The organism is Streptomyces polygonati (assembly GCF_042650325.1).
GTDB classification, from domain to species: Bacteria; Actinomycetota; Actinomycetes; order Streptomycetales; family Streptomycetaceae; genus Actinacidiphila; species Actinacidiphila polygonati.
The window spans coordinates 171,334-186,040 of record NZ_JBHSBB010000013.1 but is presented as its reverse complement, the minus strand read 5'-3'; the positions used below and the strand labels follow the sequence as shown (position 1 = coordinate 186,040).

Genomic DNA, 14,707 nt, shown 5'->3' with positions numbered 1-14,707 from the left:
GGTTCACTCCTCCGTGTCCGTGGCGGGGCCGCCGCCGAGTCCGTCGAGGCCGCCCGGGGCGTCCTCGGGGCCCTCCGGCTCCTCGCCGTCCTCCTCGTCGGCGAGCACCGGCGAGCCGTGGTGGACCCACAGCCGCCAGCCGTCGGGGGTGCGGCGGAAGACATTGGTGGCCACCACCAGGCCGCCGACCAGCGAGCCGGCCGAGCCGTCCTCCTCGGCCGGGCCGCCGGTCAGGATGTTCTCCGTACAGGTCACCAGCGCGGTCTCGCCGTCGACGGCGACCTCGACATCGGTGAGGAAGAACTGGATGTACTCGGTGTTGGCCATGATCAGCGCGTAGGAGCGCATCACCTCGCGGCGCCCGCGCAGCACCGGCCAGCCGGGGTGCACCACGGTGACCGACTCGGCCAGCGGCCCGGTCAGCACCACGGCTTCCAGCGCGTCCAGGTCGGAATTCTCCACCGCGTCGTAGAAGGCCTGGTTGGCGCGCTCGGCGGCGCGGCCCTCGGCGGTGCGCGCGCTCACGCGGCGGCCTCGATGGCACGGGCGACCCGTACCGCGTCGGAGCTGGCGTGCACCTCGTGCACCCGGACCGCCCAGGCGCCCTCGCGGGCGGCGATGGCGGTGACGGCGGCGGTGGCCGCGTCGCGTTCCCTGGCCGGCGGCGGGTCGCCGGCCTCCCCGGCGAGGACCCGGCCGAGGAAGCGCTTGCGGGAGGCGGCGACCAGCAGCGGCCGGCCCAGCTCGCGCAGTTCGGCCAGATGGGCGAGCAGGGTCAGGTCGTGGCCGGCCGTCTTGGCGAAGCCCAGGCCGGGGTCGAGCACGATCCGCCCGGGGGCGATCCCGCCGTCCACCGCCCGGTCCAGGCCGGCGCGCAGTTCGGCGCGGACCTCGGCGAGCACGTCGTCGTAGACCGCCCGGTTGTTCATGTCGATGCTCTGGCCCCGCCAGTGCATGAGCACGAACGGCACGTCGGCGGCGGCGACCACCGGGATCATCGCCGGGTCGGCCAGGCCGCCGCTGACGTCGTTGACCAGCCGGGCGCCGACGCCGACCGCCTGCTCGGCCACCGACGCCCGCATGGTGTCCACACTGACCAGCACACCGGACGCGGCCAGCTCGCGGACCACCGGGACCACCCGGCGCAGCTCCTCGGCCTCGTCCACCCGTTTCGCGCCGGGGCGGGTGGACTCGCCGCCCACGTCGACCAGGTCGGCGCCCTGCGCCACCAGGTCCAGGCCGTGCTTGACGGCCAGCTCGGCGTCGAACCAGCGGCCGCCGTCGGAGAACGAATCGGGCGTGACGTTCACCACGCCCATGACCGCGCAGCGGTCCCACTCCGGCAGTCCGAGCGGACCGGTGCGGCCCTGTGACGTACTCGTGGACGTAACCATGGGCCCAGCGTACGGGTCAGGCGACCACGCTTTTCGTGCGCGGGTCCGGGGTGGCGGGCGCCGAAGGGGTTTCGGCCGCGTAACCGCACGGCTTGTGGTGCGCGAGCCGTCCGGCGCGTCCCGGCAGGAAGCGCTGGAGGGCCTCGGGCAGCGGCAGGGACAGCGTCACGAAGCCCTCGGCCTGCATGATCGCGAAGCCGATCCGGGGCAGGTCGCGGGAGTTCGGGAAGATCAAGAAGCGCGGCACCCATTCGGGCTGGAATTTGGCGTTGAACTTGTAGAGCGACTCGATCTGGAACCACCGGGACATGAAGACCAGCAGGCCGCGCCAGCCGCGCAGCACCGGTCCGGCGCCGATCCGCTCCCCGCGGGCCAGCGCCGAGCGGAACATCGCGAAGTTCAGCGACACCCGGACCACGCCCAGGCCGGGCGCCTGCTGGAGGGCGGCGACGATCAGCAGCTCGTTCAGACCGGGGTCGGCGGCGCGGTCGCGGCGCATCAGCTCCAGCGACATGCCGTCGGCGCCCCAGGGCACGAAGTGCAGCACGGCCCGCAGATCGCCCAGCTCGGGGTGCGGGGCGCCCTCCTCGCGCTCCTTGTGGGCGGTGACGACCACGCAGTCGCCGTCGGCCTCCTCGCCGAACCGGCCGAGCGCCATGGAGAAGCCGCGCTCGGTGTCGGTGCCGCGCCAGGCGTCGGCGGCCAGCCGGACCCGCTGCTTCTCGGCCTCGGACAGCTCCCGCACCCGCCGCACCCGGCACACGTAGCCGGACCGCTCGATCCGCTTGACCATCTGGCGGACGTTGCGCATGGCGCGGCCCTCCAGGGTGAAGCGGGCGGTGTCCACGATGGCCTCGTCGCCCAGCTCCAGGGCGTCCAGGTCGGTCTCCCGGGTCCACACCTCGCCGCCGGTCTCGCTGCACCCGACGACGGCGGGCAGCCAGGCGTGGGCGCGGGCCAGCTCGGTGAAGCGCTCGATGGCGCCGGGCCAGGCCTCCACATCGCCGATCGGGTCGCCGCTGGCCAGGGCCACACCGGACACCACCCGGTAGCAGATGGCGGCCTTGCCGCTGGCGGAGAAGACCACCGATTTGTCGCGGCGCAGCGCGAAGTGGCCGAGCGAGTCGCGGGCGCCGTGCCGGGCCAGCAGGGCCCGCAGCCGGTTCTCGTCGCCGGCGCTGAGTTCGGCGACCGGGCGGGCCGGGCGCAGCAGCAGGAAGGCGGTGGAGCAGGCGATCAGCAGGCCGAGGCCGCCCAGCGAGTAGCCGACGACGTCGCCGACCCGTTCGCTGGTGTAGTGGACCGGCCCCTCGAAGCCGAACAGCCCGTACAGGACGTGCCAGCAGCGGTCGGTGAAGCCCGGGTTCCCGCGTTCGGAGGCCGGGTGCGCGCTGGTGATGACCAGGCCGAGGACGAAGGCGAAGCTGCTCAGCCCGGCGAAGTTCGCCGCGGCCCGCCAGCGGGTGCGCGGGTCGGACAACGCGGTGAACTGGCGGCGGTGGTGGACGAGCACGCCCATCAGGGCGAGCGAGACCACGGCGCCGAAGATCGAGTGCCGGTAGATCAGCTGCGAGGCGGCGGCCACCGGCAGCAGCGACACCGTCGCCCACCAGGCACGCTGCTTGCCGCGCTTGAGGGCGTGGGCCAGCATCAGCAGCAGGATCCCGCTCACCACCGAGGTGGCGGCGGCCAGCGAGCTGACGGCGCCGGGAAAGACCTCGGCCAGCGCGTGCATCCGGGCGTGGCGGAAGGCCGGGAAGACCGCCGAGACCACGTCGAGCAGGCCGATCACCGCGGCGGCGCCGCCGATGATCTTCGGCACGGACGCGGACCGGGGCAGCCGGCGTCGCCGGACCGGCCCGCCCGGTCGCGGAACCCGGCTCCGGCTCTCGTCCTCTACCTGTGCAGACATGGGTCACCAAGCCCCGACATGACCGGGAACCACGGGAGGCACCCGCGATCTGCTCCGGTACGAATATGTGCGCCCTGTAGGACGAGAACCCGCCTCTGAGGGTTCCCTTCCGGTCGGACCGTGGTCCTGGCACGGCCGCCGCTCGCCACGACGGCGTGCCTCAGGAAACGAGTCCTGGGGTCGTGGTGGACGATGCCATGGGTGGAGCGGCGCGGCAACTGCGGGCGGCGGACCGGGTGATGACGGTTAGGGTCTGTCGTTTGGATCTCCGTGGATGGAGGAGCGGTGTCCGGTGCGTGCAGCTGCGAGGCGGAGGAGGGAGGCGACGCGGAGCGTCGTCGACCGACGAGAACGCGGCAGATGTGCGTGCCGGGCGCCGCGACGCCGCGGAGATCCGAACGACAGACCCTAAGTGACGGCGGCCGGGTGATCAGCCGCGTCCGATGATCAGGCTCATCGCCTCGGCGCGGGTGGTCGGGTCGAGCAGCTGGCCGCGGACCGCGGAGGTGATGGTCTTGGCGCCGGGCTTGCGGACCCCGCGCATCGTCATGCACATGTGCTCGCACTCGACCACCACGATGACGCCGCGCGGTTCCAGGATGCGCATCAGCGCGTCGGCCACCTGGGTGGTCAGCCGCTCCTGCACCTGGGGGCGCCGGGCGTAGACGTCCACCAGCCGGGCCAGCTTGGACAGGCCGGTGATCTTGCCGCTGCTGGACGGGATGTAGCCGACATGGGCGACGCCCACGAAGGGCACCAGGTGGTGCTCGCAGGAGGACATCACCTCGATGTCCTTGACCAGCACCATCTCGTCGTGACCGATGTCGAAGGTGGTGGTCAGCACATCCTCGGGCTGCTGGCGCAGGCCGGAGAATATCTCGCGGTAGGCGCGGGCCACCCGCGCCGGGGTCTCGCGCAGCCCGTCGCGTTCGGGATCCTCGCCGACGGCGATGAGCAGTTCCCGGATCGCGGCCTCGGCCCGCTTCTCGTCGAACTCCCCGATGGTGCTCTCACCGTCGAGTGTCACGGGATCGATCATGAGTGCCTCGTTCCTTTCGCGGACATCCGGACATCACTGCGGCCCCAGAGGCGTAAACCCTGGGGCCGCAGTACGCATTCCGGACCTACCCGGGCATGCGGTGGATCGGTGCTGCTCAGCTCTCCGGGCGGTCCTCCGGCGGCAGGTCCACCGGTTCGGTGGGCTGCTTGGTGGTGGAGACCGGACCGTTGCCGTTGGCGGGCTGGGCGCCGTTGGTCAGCGCCAGCTCGCGCGGCGAGAGCACCGGCGGCCGGGTGGACGGCGAGCGCCGGGCGGAGCCGGTCCAGGCCGGACGCGGCGGACGCTTGACGATCGGGGCGAAGACCTCGGCGATCTCCTCCTTGTTGAGCGTCTCCCGGTCCAGCAGAGCCAGCACCAGGTTGTCCAGCACGTCGCGGTTCTCGACCAGGATCTCCCAGGCCTCGTTGTGCGCCGTCTCGATGAGCTTCTTGACCTCTTCGTCGACCAGCCCGGCGACCTCTTCCGAGTAGTCGCGCTGGTGACCCATCTCACGGCCCAGGAAGGGCTCCGCGTTCTCGGAGCCGAACTTGATCGCGCCGAGCCGCTCGGTCATGCCGTACTGCGTGACCATGGCGCGGGCGGTGGCGGTGGCCTTCTCGATGTCGTTCGAGGCGCCGGTGGTCGGGTCGTGGAAGACGAGTTCCTCCGCGGCCCGGCCGCCCATCATGTAGGCGAGCTGGTCCAGCATCTCGTTGCGCGTGGTGGAGTACTTGTCCTCGTCGGGCAGCACCATGGTGTAACCCAGGGCGCGGCCCCGGGACAGGATCGTCACCTTGTGCACCGGGTCGGAGTTGGGGGAAGCCGCCGCGACCAGGGCGTGTCCGCCCTCGTGGTACGCGGTGATCTTCTTCTCCTTGTCCGACATGATCCGGGTGCGCTTCTGCGGACCGGCCACCACGCGGTCGATGGCCTCGTCCAGCGTGCCGTTGTCGATGATCTTCTTGTCGCTCCGGGCGGTCAGCAGCGCCGCCTCGTTGAGCACGTTGGCCAGGTCGGCGCCGGTGAACCCGGGGGTCCGGCGGGCGACGGCCATCATGTCGACGTCCGGTGCGACCGGCTTGCCCTTCAGGTGCACCTTGAGGATCTCCAGGCGACCGTGCAGGTCCGGCGGGTCCACCGCGATCTGGCGGTCGAAGCGGCCCGGGCGCAGCAGCGCCGGGTCGAGGATGTCCGGCCGGTTGGTGGCGGCGATCAGGATCACGCCGCCCTTCACGTCGAAGCCGTCCATCTCGACGAGCAGCTGGTTCAGCGTCTGCTCGCGCTCGTCGTGACCGCCGCCGAGGCCCGCGCCGCGGTGCCGGCCGACGGCGTCGATCTCGTCGACGAAGACGATCGCCGGGGCGTTCGCCTTCGCCTGCTCGAACAGGTCGCGGACCCGGGAGGCGCCGACGCCGACGAACATCTCGACGAAGTCGGAACCGGAGATCGAGTAGAACGGCACGCCCGCCTCACCCGCGACCGCGCGGGCGAGCAGGGTCTTGCCGGTGCCGGGGCGGCCGTACAGCAGCACGCCCTTGGGGATCTTGGCCCCGACGGCCTGGAACTTGGCGGGTTCCTGCAGGAACTCCTTGATCTCCTGGAGCTCCTCCACCGCCTCGTCGCAGCCGGCCACGTCGGCGAACGTGGTCTTGGGGGTGTCCTTGGTGATCAGTTTGGCCTTGGACTTCCCGAACTGCATGACGCGGGAACCGCCGCCTTGCATCTGGTTCATCAGGAAGAGGAAGACCACCACGATCAGCACGAACGGCAGCAGTGACAGCAGGATGCCGAGGAAGGCGTTCTGCTTGGACTGCGAGACGGTGTACTTGTCCGGCAGCGTGACGCCGCGGACCTTGCCGTCCACGATGTTCTGCAGGTTCCGGGCGATGTCCGAGCCCTGGTTGCCGATGTAGCTGGCCCTGATCTTGCTGCTGCCGTCGATCTTGATGCCGTTCCTCAGCTGGACCTTGATGGAGTTGTCGTCTCCGGTCGTCAGCTGGGCGGATTTGGCCTGGTTGGTGTCGATCGCATGCAGTACCGCGCCGGTGTCCACCGTTTTGAAGCCGCCGCCGGACCCGACGACCTGCATCAGCACGACCACGGCGAGGACAGCCAGCACGATCCACATAACTGGCCCACGGAAATAGCGCTTCACGTCCATCCATGCGGGGCGAAGTCGCCCCGTCCCTCCTGCCACAGTGAGGCACCGGCGTTTGATGGCGCCGCGTGCATCCGGTGTTGTATTGACCCGACCTTCGGACGGTACCCCAGCATTGTGGCCCGAGGTTGCCGCCGACCGTTAACAATCCCGCTTTCCCCTGCTCCAACGGCGGGAAACCGGTCGGGGTTCCCGCCCCGCCCGGCGCCGGGCGCCATCCGGCCCTCAGCCGCCGTACACATGGGGGGCCAGGGTGCCGACGAACGGCAGGTTGCGGTACTTCTCGGCGTAGTCCAGGCCGTACCCCACCACGAATTCGTTGGGGATGACGAAACCGGTGTATTTGACATCGATGCGGACCTTGGCCGCCTCCGGCTTGCGCAGCAGCGTGCAGACCTCCAGGGAGGCCGGGCCGCGCGAGCCCAGATTGCTGATGAGCCAGGACAGGGTGAGCCCGGAGTCGATGATGTCCTCGACGATCAGCACGTGCCGCCCGGCGATGTCGGTGTCCAGATCCTTGAGGATGCGGACCACACCGGAGGACTTGGTGCCGGCGCCGTACGACGACACCGCCATCCAGTCCATCGTCACCTCGCTGGACAGGGCGCGGGCCAGGTCCGCCATCACCATGACGGCTCCCTTGAGCACCCCGACGATCAGCAGGTCCCTGCCCGCGTAGTCCCGGTCGATCTCGGCGGCCAGCTCGGTCAGCTTCGCGTCGATCTCTGCCTTGGAGATGAGCACCTTTTCCAGATCGGCGCCCATGTCGTTCTCGTTCACACGCGGTACATCCTCAGGTCTACGACGGCGAGAAGAACAGTCTGCCATTCGCCCTGAGGACGGTGACGCCGCCCGGTAGGTTGAGCGCCTTCTGCCCCCGCCAGGCCGTGACCAGGCGGTCCACCTCCTCGATGTGCCGGGCGAAGAGGAAGCCCGGCGGGGAGCCGGCCGCGATGGCGCAGCGCCGCAGCACCCGGCGGCGGACCGCGGGAGGCAGCGCGCGGAGCCGTGAGACGTCCAGGCTGCCGTCCTCACCGGCCGCCTCGCCCTGGGCGTCGGCCGCCCACTGGTCGAGGGCGTCCGCGTCGTCCCTGGACAGCTGGGCGGTACGGGCCAGCGCCTCGACGACGCCCTTGCCGAGGGACTTCTCCAGCACGGGCAGCGCTTCGTGCCGGACCCGGGAGCGGGTGTAGGCGGGATCGTGGTTGTGCGGGTCCTCCCACACCGCGATGCCCTGGGCCAGGCAGCCCTGGCGCACGGTGTCGCGGTCCAGCAGCAGGAAGGGCCGGCGATAGCGGCCGTTCTCACCCGAGATGGCGGCCATCCCGGACAGCGAGCGGGTGCCGGAGCCGCGGGCCAGGCCCAGCAGCACCGTTTCGGCTTGGTCGTCGCGGGTGTGGCCGAGCAGGACCGCCGCGGCGCCGCGGCGCTCGGCGGTGGTGTCCAGCGCGGCGTAGCGGGCGTCCCGGGCGGCGGCTTCCGGCCCGCCCTGACGGCCCACGGTGACGCCTACCGCGTCCACCGGGTCCAGGCCGAGGCCGCGGAGCCGGTCGGCGACCTCGACGGCCCGGCCGGCCGAGCCGTCCTGCAGGCCGTGGTCGACGGTGACGGCGCCCGCGCGCACGCCGAGCCGCGGCGCCTCGAAGGCCAGGGAGGCGGCCAGCGCCATGGAATCGGCTCCGCCGCTGCACGCGGCGAGCACGAGGGGTTGCGGGTCGGGGCACGCGGTGAGCACGTCGTGCAGGACGCGGCGGACCGCCAGGCGTATCGCCGCGACCGTGGGGTGGGGTCCCATGTCCGGTTCCCTCCAGGGGAGGTGGTGAGGGGGTTCGGTGAGCGGGGGAAGCAAGGTGGGTGACGCAGGGTATTCAGATGGTGACAGAAGACCGGGCATTACCCGAGCATCGCACGCGGCACCCCACGCCTACGGTCCCTCGGACGGGTGAACCGGTCGTCAAACGGTCGCTTTCGGTGGTGACTTTGGGTGGCCGGGCGCGGGCTCTGGCCATGGCTCCGGGGGGCAGGTGACGGTGGGTGGCCGCCGGGTCGTTCCGGCGGCCACCTCCGGGAGTCACGGCTCCCGAGCGGGCTCCTGAGCGGGCTTCCGAAGAGTCAGCAGCCCGGCGCGGCTCACTCGCCCCGGCTGTGCACCCTCGTCACCCATTCGGCCGGTTTGGCGATCTCCGCCTTGGTGGGCAGCGTGTTGGGCGAGGTCCACACCCGGTTGAAGCCGTCCATGCCGACCTCGTCCACCACCGCGCGGACGAAGCGCTCGCCGTCGCGGTACTGGCGCAGCTTCGCGTCCAGGCCCAGCAGCTTGCGCAGCGCCTGGTCGAGGCGGCCGGCGCCGCTGGCCCGGCGCTGGCTGAACTTCTCCCGGATCTCGGCGACGGTGGCCACCACCTGCGGCCCCACCCCGTCCATCACATAGTCCGCGTGGCCTTCCAGCAGCGACATCACGGCCGTCATCCGGCCGAGGATCTCCCGCTGGGTCGGGGTCTGCACCAGGTCCACCAGGCTGCGGCCCTCGTCGGCCTCGTCCTCACCGCCGAGATTGGCGTTGCCGCCGCCCGCGAAGGACTGCACGGCCTGCCGTACCCGCTCGATCACCGTGGACGGGTCCAGCTCGGTCTCGCCGAGGAAGGACTGGATCTCGCCCTCGATGTGGTCGCGCAGCCACGGCACGGCGGAGAACTGGGTGCGGTGCGTCTCCTCGTGCAGGCACACCCACAGCCGGAAGTCGTGCGGGTCCACGTCGAGTTCCCGCTCCACATGGACGATGTTGGGGGCCACCAGCAGCAGCCGGCCCGCCTTGGCCTCACCCGGTCCGAGCTTGACCGGACCGGCCGGCAGCTCCCTGGTCGGCGGGGCGAAGGTCTCGTACTGGCCGAGGACCCGTGAGGACAGGAAGCTCAGCAGCATCCCGACCTCGACGCCGGTCACCTTCCCGCCGACCGTGCCCAGCACCACACCGCCGGCGCCGCCGGGCCGTCGCGCCTGCATCTTCCCGAGGAGCGGTTTCATCACCTCGCGGAAGCCGGCCACATTCGCCTTCACCCACCCGGGCCGGTCCACGATCAGCACAGGTGTCCCGTGCGGGCTGGGTTCCGCGTCCCCGAACATCCGGGTGAACGCCCTGACGTGACGCTCGGACGCCTGCGCGTGTTCGCGCAGCTCAGCCACGATCGCCCGCGCCTCGTCCCGGCTCACCTCAGGCCCCGGCCGTGTCAGCCGCTGTGCGGTCGCCACGGCGAGGTTCCAGTCGACCATCTCGCTTCCACCGATGCTCGTCATGTATTCACGGTACGTTGCCGCTCCGCCTTTGGGGGTCCACCCACGTCATCGGGCCGTCCGGGCCCCGTGATTCGCGCTATTCGGTGAGGGCCGACGCCAGGTTGTCCAGCGCGCCCTGGGCGGCCGCGGGGTCGCCGGCGCCCTGCGTCATGAAGGAGAAGGCGAGCAGCCGCCCGGCCCGGCTGACGGTGGTGCCCGCGATCGTGTTGGTGCCCGTCAGCGTGCCCGTCTTGGCGTGGACGACGCCGGCCCCCGGGGAGGCGTGGAAACGGGCGCTGAGGGTGCCCGTGAAGGCGGCGACGGGCAGGCCGGTCAGGATGGGACGCAGCTCGGGGTGCGCCGGGGAGGCGGCCAGCGCGAGGATACGGGCCAGGGTGAGGGGGGCCAGGCTGTCGGCGTGGTCGAGGCCGCTGCCGTCGGTGAAGACGGCGCCGCCGAGGGGGACGGCGTCGTGGGCCAGCACGGCACGGATCGCCTTCGCCCCGCCGGCGAAGTTCGCGGGCAGCCCGGCCGCCCGGGCGGTCTGCCGGGCCAGCGCCTCCGCCAGGTCGTTGTCGCTGTCGGTCAGCATCCGCTCCACCAGGTCGGACAGCGGCGCCGACCGGTGCACGGCCAGCGGCGTACCCCCGGCGCCGCTGCCGGCCCGCGGGGCGCCCTTGACGGTGATGCCGCGCTCGGCCAGCAGCGCCGCGAAGCCGGCCGCCGCCGCGCCCGCCGGGTCGGCCGCCCGCGGCGCCGGGCCGCTGCCGCTCTTGTCGAGCCGGCCTTCGTCGGCCATCAGCGCGGTGACCGGGGCGAGGTTCTCGTTGGGCCCGATCGGGTGCAGCGCGGGGCCGGCGAAGAAGGACGTGTCGTACGCGAGGACGACCGCGGTCGTACCCCCGGCCTTCAGGGCCCTGGCGGTGTCGTCGGCGAGGCCGTCCAGGACGAGGGTGGGGTCGCCGCCGCCGACCAGCACGATACGGCCGGGGTCGGCGGCGTCGCTCACCACGCTCGTGGTGAGGCGGTGGCCCGGCCCGAGGGTGGTGAGCGCGGCCACGGCGGTGGCGAGCTTGGTGGTGGACGCCGGGGTGGACACGGTGGTGGCGTGGTGGCCGTAGAGCAGCTGCCCGCTGGCGACGTCCACGACGGCCCCGGTCCGTACCGTGCCCAGACCCGGCGCGGCGATCAGCCGGTCCAGCCGGGCGGTGAGGGGGGCGGCGCCCGGCGCGGAGGCGGCCCCCGCCACGACCGGGACCGGGAGCAGTACGGGTGCGGCGGCCGGGGGCGGGGCCGGGGCCGGCTTCGGCACCGGACGGGCGGCCACTTCCAGTTGCCGGTCCCGGGCGACGGCGAAGGAACGCTCCGCCGTACGCTGGCCGGACTCCCACGGCCCGGCCGCGGCGATCGTCCCACCAGCCACTGCCAGCCCGATCGCGGCCGAGCCGGCCACGACCTGCCATGTCCTGCCGAGCGGCACCGACGACCAGCCCCTTTCGCGACCACCCCTAAGCGTGGGAGACACTTAACCACCCGCACTGAGCGCTGATTCATGGAGGAGTAGGGCCTTGGAGTTCGACGTCACGATCGAGATCCCGAAGGGTTCGCGGAACAAGTACGAGGTGGACCACGAGACCGGTCGTATCCGCCTGGACCGGAGGCTCTTCACCTCGACCAGCTACCCGGCGGACTACGGCTTCGTCGAGAACACCCTCGGCGAGGACGGTGACCCGCTGGACGCGCTGGTCATCCTGGACGAGCCGACGTTCCCCGGCTGCCTCATCACCTGCCGCGCGATCGGCATGTTCCGCATGACCGACGAGGCCGGCGGCGACGACAAGGTCCTGTGCGTCCCCGCCTCCGACCCCCGCGTCGAGCACCTTCGCGACATCCACCACGTCAGCGAGTTCGACCGCCTGGAGATCCAGCACTTCTTCGAGGTCTACAAGGACCTGGAGCCCGGCAAGTCCGTCGAGGGCGCCGACTGGGTCGGCCGCGCCGAGGCCGAGGCCGAGATCGAGGAGTCCTTCCGCCGCCTGAAGGACCACGGCCCTTCCCACTGACCCTCCCGGACCGAACCGCACGCGAAAGGGCGACCGGACAGCCCCGGTCGCCCTTTGGCATGTCGGCGGGTCCCCGCGGTCAGGCGTCGAAGTCGTATTCCAGCACGTAGGCGGCGGCGTCCAGGGTCATCTCGTTGAGCTCGACGGCGCGGCCGTCGGCCGTGAATGCGGTCCGGTGGATCAGGATCACCGGGGTCCCCGGCGAGAGCCCGAGCCGCTCGGCCTCGTCCTGCGAGGGCATCCGGGAGCGGACCTCCTCCCGGAAGTGCGCCGGCCGGTGCCCGATCTCGGCGAGCCGAGCGTAGACCCCACCGGGGCCGGTGTCCTCCCGCGTGATGGCCGTACCGGCGAGCAGCTCGGCGGACAGGTACGAGGTGGCCAGCACCGGCTTGCCGTCGAGGACGTAGCGACGGCTGCGGACGCAGACCTCGGCCGCCGCCGGAAGCTCAAGGACGCGCGCGACGCTTTCGGGCGAGGTGGTGTGACCGACACTCAGTCGGTCGACGTCCAGATCCCGCTCGACCGCGTCGGCCTCCCAGATGGAGCCGCCCGCTCCCCAGCGCCGCGCGGACAGCCGATCGATGCCGCGCCGCCGCACCGGCCGGAACTCCCGTACGAAGACCCCCGCACCCTTGCGGGACTCCGCGACGCCTTCCTGCTGCAACACCCCCAGCGCCTCCCAGGTGTGCGGCGGGCCGGCGGACCGTACGGCGGACGGCGTGCTGTGGGTTCTCGGGGAGCCGGCGGACGAGGGAGAGGTGACGACGCACCCGCCGCTGTGCCTGCCCTGCGCCGAGAAGTCCGTGCAGGCCTGCCCCACTTGCGTCGCCAGTACGTGGCCCTTCGGGTGCGTTCCTTCGCGGTCGCCGGTGTTCGCGGCGCGCTGTACGGCCCTGGGTATCCCGCCCCGGTCGCGGTCGACGCGGTGGGCCTCGGCTTCGGCGACCCGCGCATCCCCCGGGTCAAGGCCGGCCAGCTCATCATGAGGCTGGGCGACTTCACGAGGGTGGAACCCGATGCGGGCTGACCGCTAACCCGCCCCCGCCAAGGAGAGTTTGGCCGCGAAGGCCAGGAAGACCGCGCCGGTGGTCGCGGAGAGGGTGGCGGCGAGGCGGTGGCGGCGGCGGAAGGTGGTGGCGAGGTAGTTGCCGGTGAAGATGAGGAGGGAGAGGTAGGTGATGCTGAAGAGTTGGACCCAGGCGCCCAGGAAGAGGAAGGAGAGGGCGGGGTGGGGGTAGTGGGGGTCGACGAACTGGACGAAGAAGGCGACGAAGAACAGCAGGGACTTGGGGTTGAAGAGGCTGACGATCAGGGCCCGGCGGAAGGGGCGCTCCTCGGGTTCGGGGCGGGGGTCGGCGGCCGGGTCGGCCAGGTCGGGGGTGGCGGCGGTGGCCGCGGCCGTGCGGTTGTGCCAGAGGCGGCGGGCGCCGCGCAGCATGGCGACGGCGAGCCAGGTGAGGTAGCCGGCGCCGGCGAACTTGACGATGTCGAAGGCGATCGGGCTGGCCTTGAGCAGGGAGGCGGCGCCGCCGGCCGACAGGGTCATCAAGGTGAGGTCGCCGCAGAACACGCCGGCGGCCCCGCGATAGGCGATCCGCGGGCCGCGGCGGGCCGCGACCGAGACGACGTAGAGCGAGTTGGGGCCGGGCAGCAGCACTATCAGGGTCAGCCCGGCCAGGTACGTCGGAAGGTCCGTGGTCCCCAGCATGGCGTCAGTGTGGCAGCCGTCCGCCGCCGCGGCGCCCGGTTTTCGCCGTCCTGCCGGACGGCCCGCGAGCGCCCGTTCCAGGCCCCCCGAAGAGGCGGCTGGCAGGATGCTCGCAGAGCCCTACCGAAAGGTGCCCGCGACATGGCCGTCATCCACAACACCACTTTGACCCCGAGCAAACTGGAGCTGATCGCCGCCTGGCTTCCCACCCGCCCCTGGTATCTCGGCACGGCCGAACCGGAGTTGGACAAGGCCGGCGGCTTCCGGCTGGACGACCCGGAGGGCGCGGTCGGGATCGAGTTCATGGCCGTCCGCGACACCTCGGGGACCGAGCCGGTCACCTACCTTGTGCCGCTCACCTACCGGGACGCGCCGCTGGACGGCACCGAGCACGCGCTCCTCGGCACCACCACGCACGGCGTGCTCGGACAGCGCTGGGTCTACGACGGCGCCAACGACCCGGTGCTGGCCGCCCAGTTGCTCGCCCTCGTCGTCGGCGAGGCCGAGCCCCAGGCCCAGGGCGTCAGTGACACCCCCGATCCCTCGGTGGTCGGCTGGTCCGCCGACCCGGGCCACGCGGCGGCCGGCGCCGGGCTCAGCGCGGTGACCGACGGGCCGCACGGCAGCGACCTGCTCGTACAGACCCCCACCGGCAGGCTGGCCCTCCGCATCCCCCGCGTGCTCCGGCCGGAGGACCCCGAGCACCCCGAGAACTCCGAGAGCTCCGGGAGCTCCGGGAGCTCCGGGAGTTCCGAGGAAGCCCTGGGCCACGTCACGGCGAACTGGCGCCTGCCCGACGGCGCGCAGGCCCGCGGCCGCTTCGCCGTCGTCCGCGGCGCGGTGGAGTGAGCGCGCGGTGAGCGCGGCCGGGTCATCACGGCAGCGCCCCGGCACTGAACCCCTATCGGGTCTTTTCCGCCTTCGGTGGTGAATGGGGCATCCCGGAATTGCCGCGCCCCAAACATTGATGTCCCGGCAGAATACCCCTGGCGCATACAAGCGGCCGACCTTACGATAGGGGCGCGGTCGGCGCCAGGGGGCGGAAAGAGCGCCGCATATCCTTGCACGGCGTCATGACGATCACGCCGGAAAACGGAATGGCCGCTTTCCGTTTTCCACCGCGCCGGCCCGTGGGGGGCCGGCGGCCGAGTCGTGGGACG

General features: G+C 72.0%; 14 protein-coding genes. 3 read left to right on the top strand and 11 right to left on the bottom strand.

Going from position 1 to position 14,707, the window contains the following annotated elements; genetic code table 11:
* Nucleotides 1–3: 3 nt before the first annotated feature.
* The 9 genes from ACFO3J_RS19015 to dacB form a co-directional block, all read right to left on the bottom strand.
* The gene (locus tag ACFO3J_RS19015) at nucleotides 4–525 is read right to left on the bottom strand and encodes a nuclear transport factor 2 family protein (RefSeq protein ID WP_386430643.1); all 522 of its coding nucleotides are present in this window, start codon (nucleotides 523–525) and stop codon (nucleotides 4–6) included.
* Nucleotides 522–1,394 carry a dihydropteroate synthase gene (gene folP / locus ACFO3J_RS19010; protein WP_386430642.1) on the bottom strand — a complete coding sequence of 291 codons (873 nt, stop codon included), beginning with the start codon at nucleotides 1,392–1,394 and terminating at the stop codon, nucleotides 522–524. Before folP ends, ACFO3J_RS19015 begins: the two co-directional genes overlap by 4 nt.
* Before the next feature lie 16 nt (nucleotides 1,395–1,410).
* Nucleotides 1,411–3,306 carry a phosphatidylglycerol lysyltransferase domain-containing protein gene (locus tag ACFO3J_RS19005; protein WP_386430641.1) on the bottom strand — a complete coding sequence of 632 codons (1,896 nt, stop codon included), beginning with the start codon at nucleotides 3,304–3,306 and terminating at the stop codon, nucleotides 1,411–1,413.
* A 430-nt stretch (nucleotides 3,307–3,736) separates the two neighbouring features.
* Entirely contained in the window at nucleotides 3,737–4,345 is a 609-nt protein-coding gene (gene folE, locus ACFO3J_RS19000) for a GTP cyclohydrolase I FolE (RefSeq protein WP_386430640.1), read from the bottom strand.
* A 115-nt stretch (nucleotides 4,346–4,460) separates the two neighbouring features.
* Nucleotides 4,461–6,506 carry an ATP-dependent zinc metalloprotease FtsH gene (ftsH, locus tag ACFO3J_RS18995; RefSeq protein WP_386430639.1) on the bottom strand — a complete coding sequence of 682 codons (2,046 nt, stop codon included), beginning with the start codon at nucleotides 6,504–6,506 and terminating at the stop codon, nucleotides 4,461–4,463.
* A gap of 222 nt (nucleotides 6,507–6,728) precedes the next feature.
* On the bottom strand, nucleotides 6,729–7,268 hold the full coding sequence (gene hpt, locus ACFO3J_RS18990; protein WP_386431029.1) for a hypoxanthine phosphoribosyltransferase: 540 nt from the start codon (nucleotides 7,266–7,268) through the stop codon (nucleotides 6,729–6,731).
* Between the two features lie 34 nt (nucleotides 7,269–7,302).
* Nucleotides 7,303–8,298 (bottom strand): tRNA lysidine(34) synthetase TilS, encoded by a 996-nt coding sequence (gene tilS, locus ACFO3J_RS18985; protein WP_386430638.1) that lies wholly within the window; start codon nucleotides 8,296–8,298, stop codon nucleotides 7,303–7,305.
* 335 nt (nucleotides 8,299–8,633) lie between these two features.
* On the bottom strand, nucleotides 8,634–9,797 hold the full coding sequence (locus ACFO3J_RS18980) for a zinc-dependent metalloprotease (protein WP_386430637.1): 1,164 nt from the start codon (nucleotides 9,795–9,797) through the stop codon (nucleotides 8,634–8,636).
* 76 nt (nucleotides 9,798–9,873) lie between these two features.
* Nucleotides 9,874–11,256 carry a D-alanyl-D-alanine carboxypeptidase/D-alanyl-D-alanine endopeptidase gene (gene dacB / locus ACFO3J_RS18975; RefSeq protein ID WP_386430636.1) on the bottom strand — a complete coding sequence of 461 codons (1,383 nt, stop codon included), beginning with the start codon at nucleotides 11,254–11,256 and terminating at the stop codon, nucleotides 9,874–9,876.
* 88 nt (nucleotides 11,257–11,344) lie between these two features.
* Here dacB and ACFO3J_RS18970 point away from each other — a divergent pair, with 88 nt between their 5' ends.
* The gene (locus tag ACFO3J_RS18970) at nucleotides 11,345–11,839 is read left to right on the top strand and encodes an inorganic diphosphatase (RefSeq protein ID WP_386430635.1); all 495 of its coding nucleotides are present in this window, start codon (nucleotides 11,345–11,347) and stop codon (nucleotides 11,837–11,839) included.
* Nucleotides 11,840–11,918: 79 nt separating this feature from the next.
* On the opposite strand, the gene ACFO3J_RS18965 is transcribed toward ACFO3J_RS18970, so the two are convergent.
* On the bottom strand, nucleotides 11,919–12,659 hold the full coding sequence (locus ACFO3J_RS18965; RefSeq protein ID WP_386430634.1) for a GntR family transcriptional regulator: 741 nt from the start codon (nucleotides 12,657–12,659) through the stop codon (nucleotides 11,919–11,921).
* 27 nt (nucleotides 12,660–12,686) lie between these two features.
* On the opposite strand from ACFO3J_RS18965, the gene ACFO3J_RS18960 reads away from it, so the two are divergent.
* Nucleotides 12,687–12,866: a hypothetical protein gene (locus ACFO3J_RS18960; RefSeq protein WP_386430633.1), complete on the top strand. Its 180-nt coding sequence runs from the start codon at nucleotides 12,687–12,689 to the stop codon at nucleotides 12,864–12,866.
* A gap of 3 nt (nucleotides 12,867–12,869) precedes the next feature.
* Here the strand turns inward: ACFO3J_RS18960 and leuE are convergent, their stop codons facing one another.
* Nucleotides 12,870–13,547, bottom strand: coding sequence for a leucine efflux protein LeuE (gene leuE, locus ACFO3J_RS18955; RefSeq protein WP_386430632.1), 678 nt, complete (start codon nucleotides 13,545–13,547; stop codon nucleotides 12,870–12,872).
* 141 nt (nucleotides 13,548–13,688) lie between these two features.
* Here leuE and ACFO3J_RS18950 point away from each other — a divergent pair, with 141 nt between their 5' ends.
* Entirely contained in the window at nucleotides 13,689–14,396 is a 708-nt protein-coding gene (locus ACFO3J_RS18950; RefSeq protein ID WP_386430631.1) for a maltokinase N-terminal cap-like domain-containing protein, read from the top strand.
* Nucleotides 14,397–14,707 lie beyond the last annotated feature (311 nt).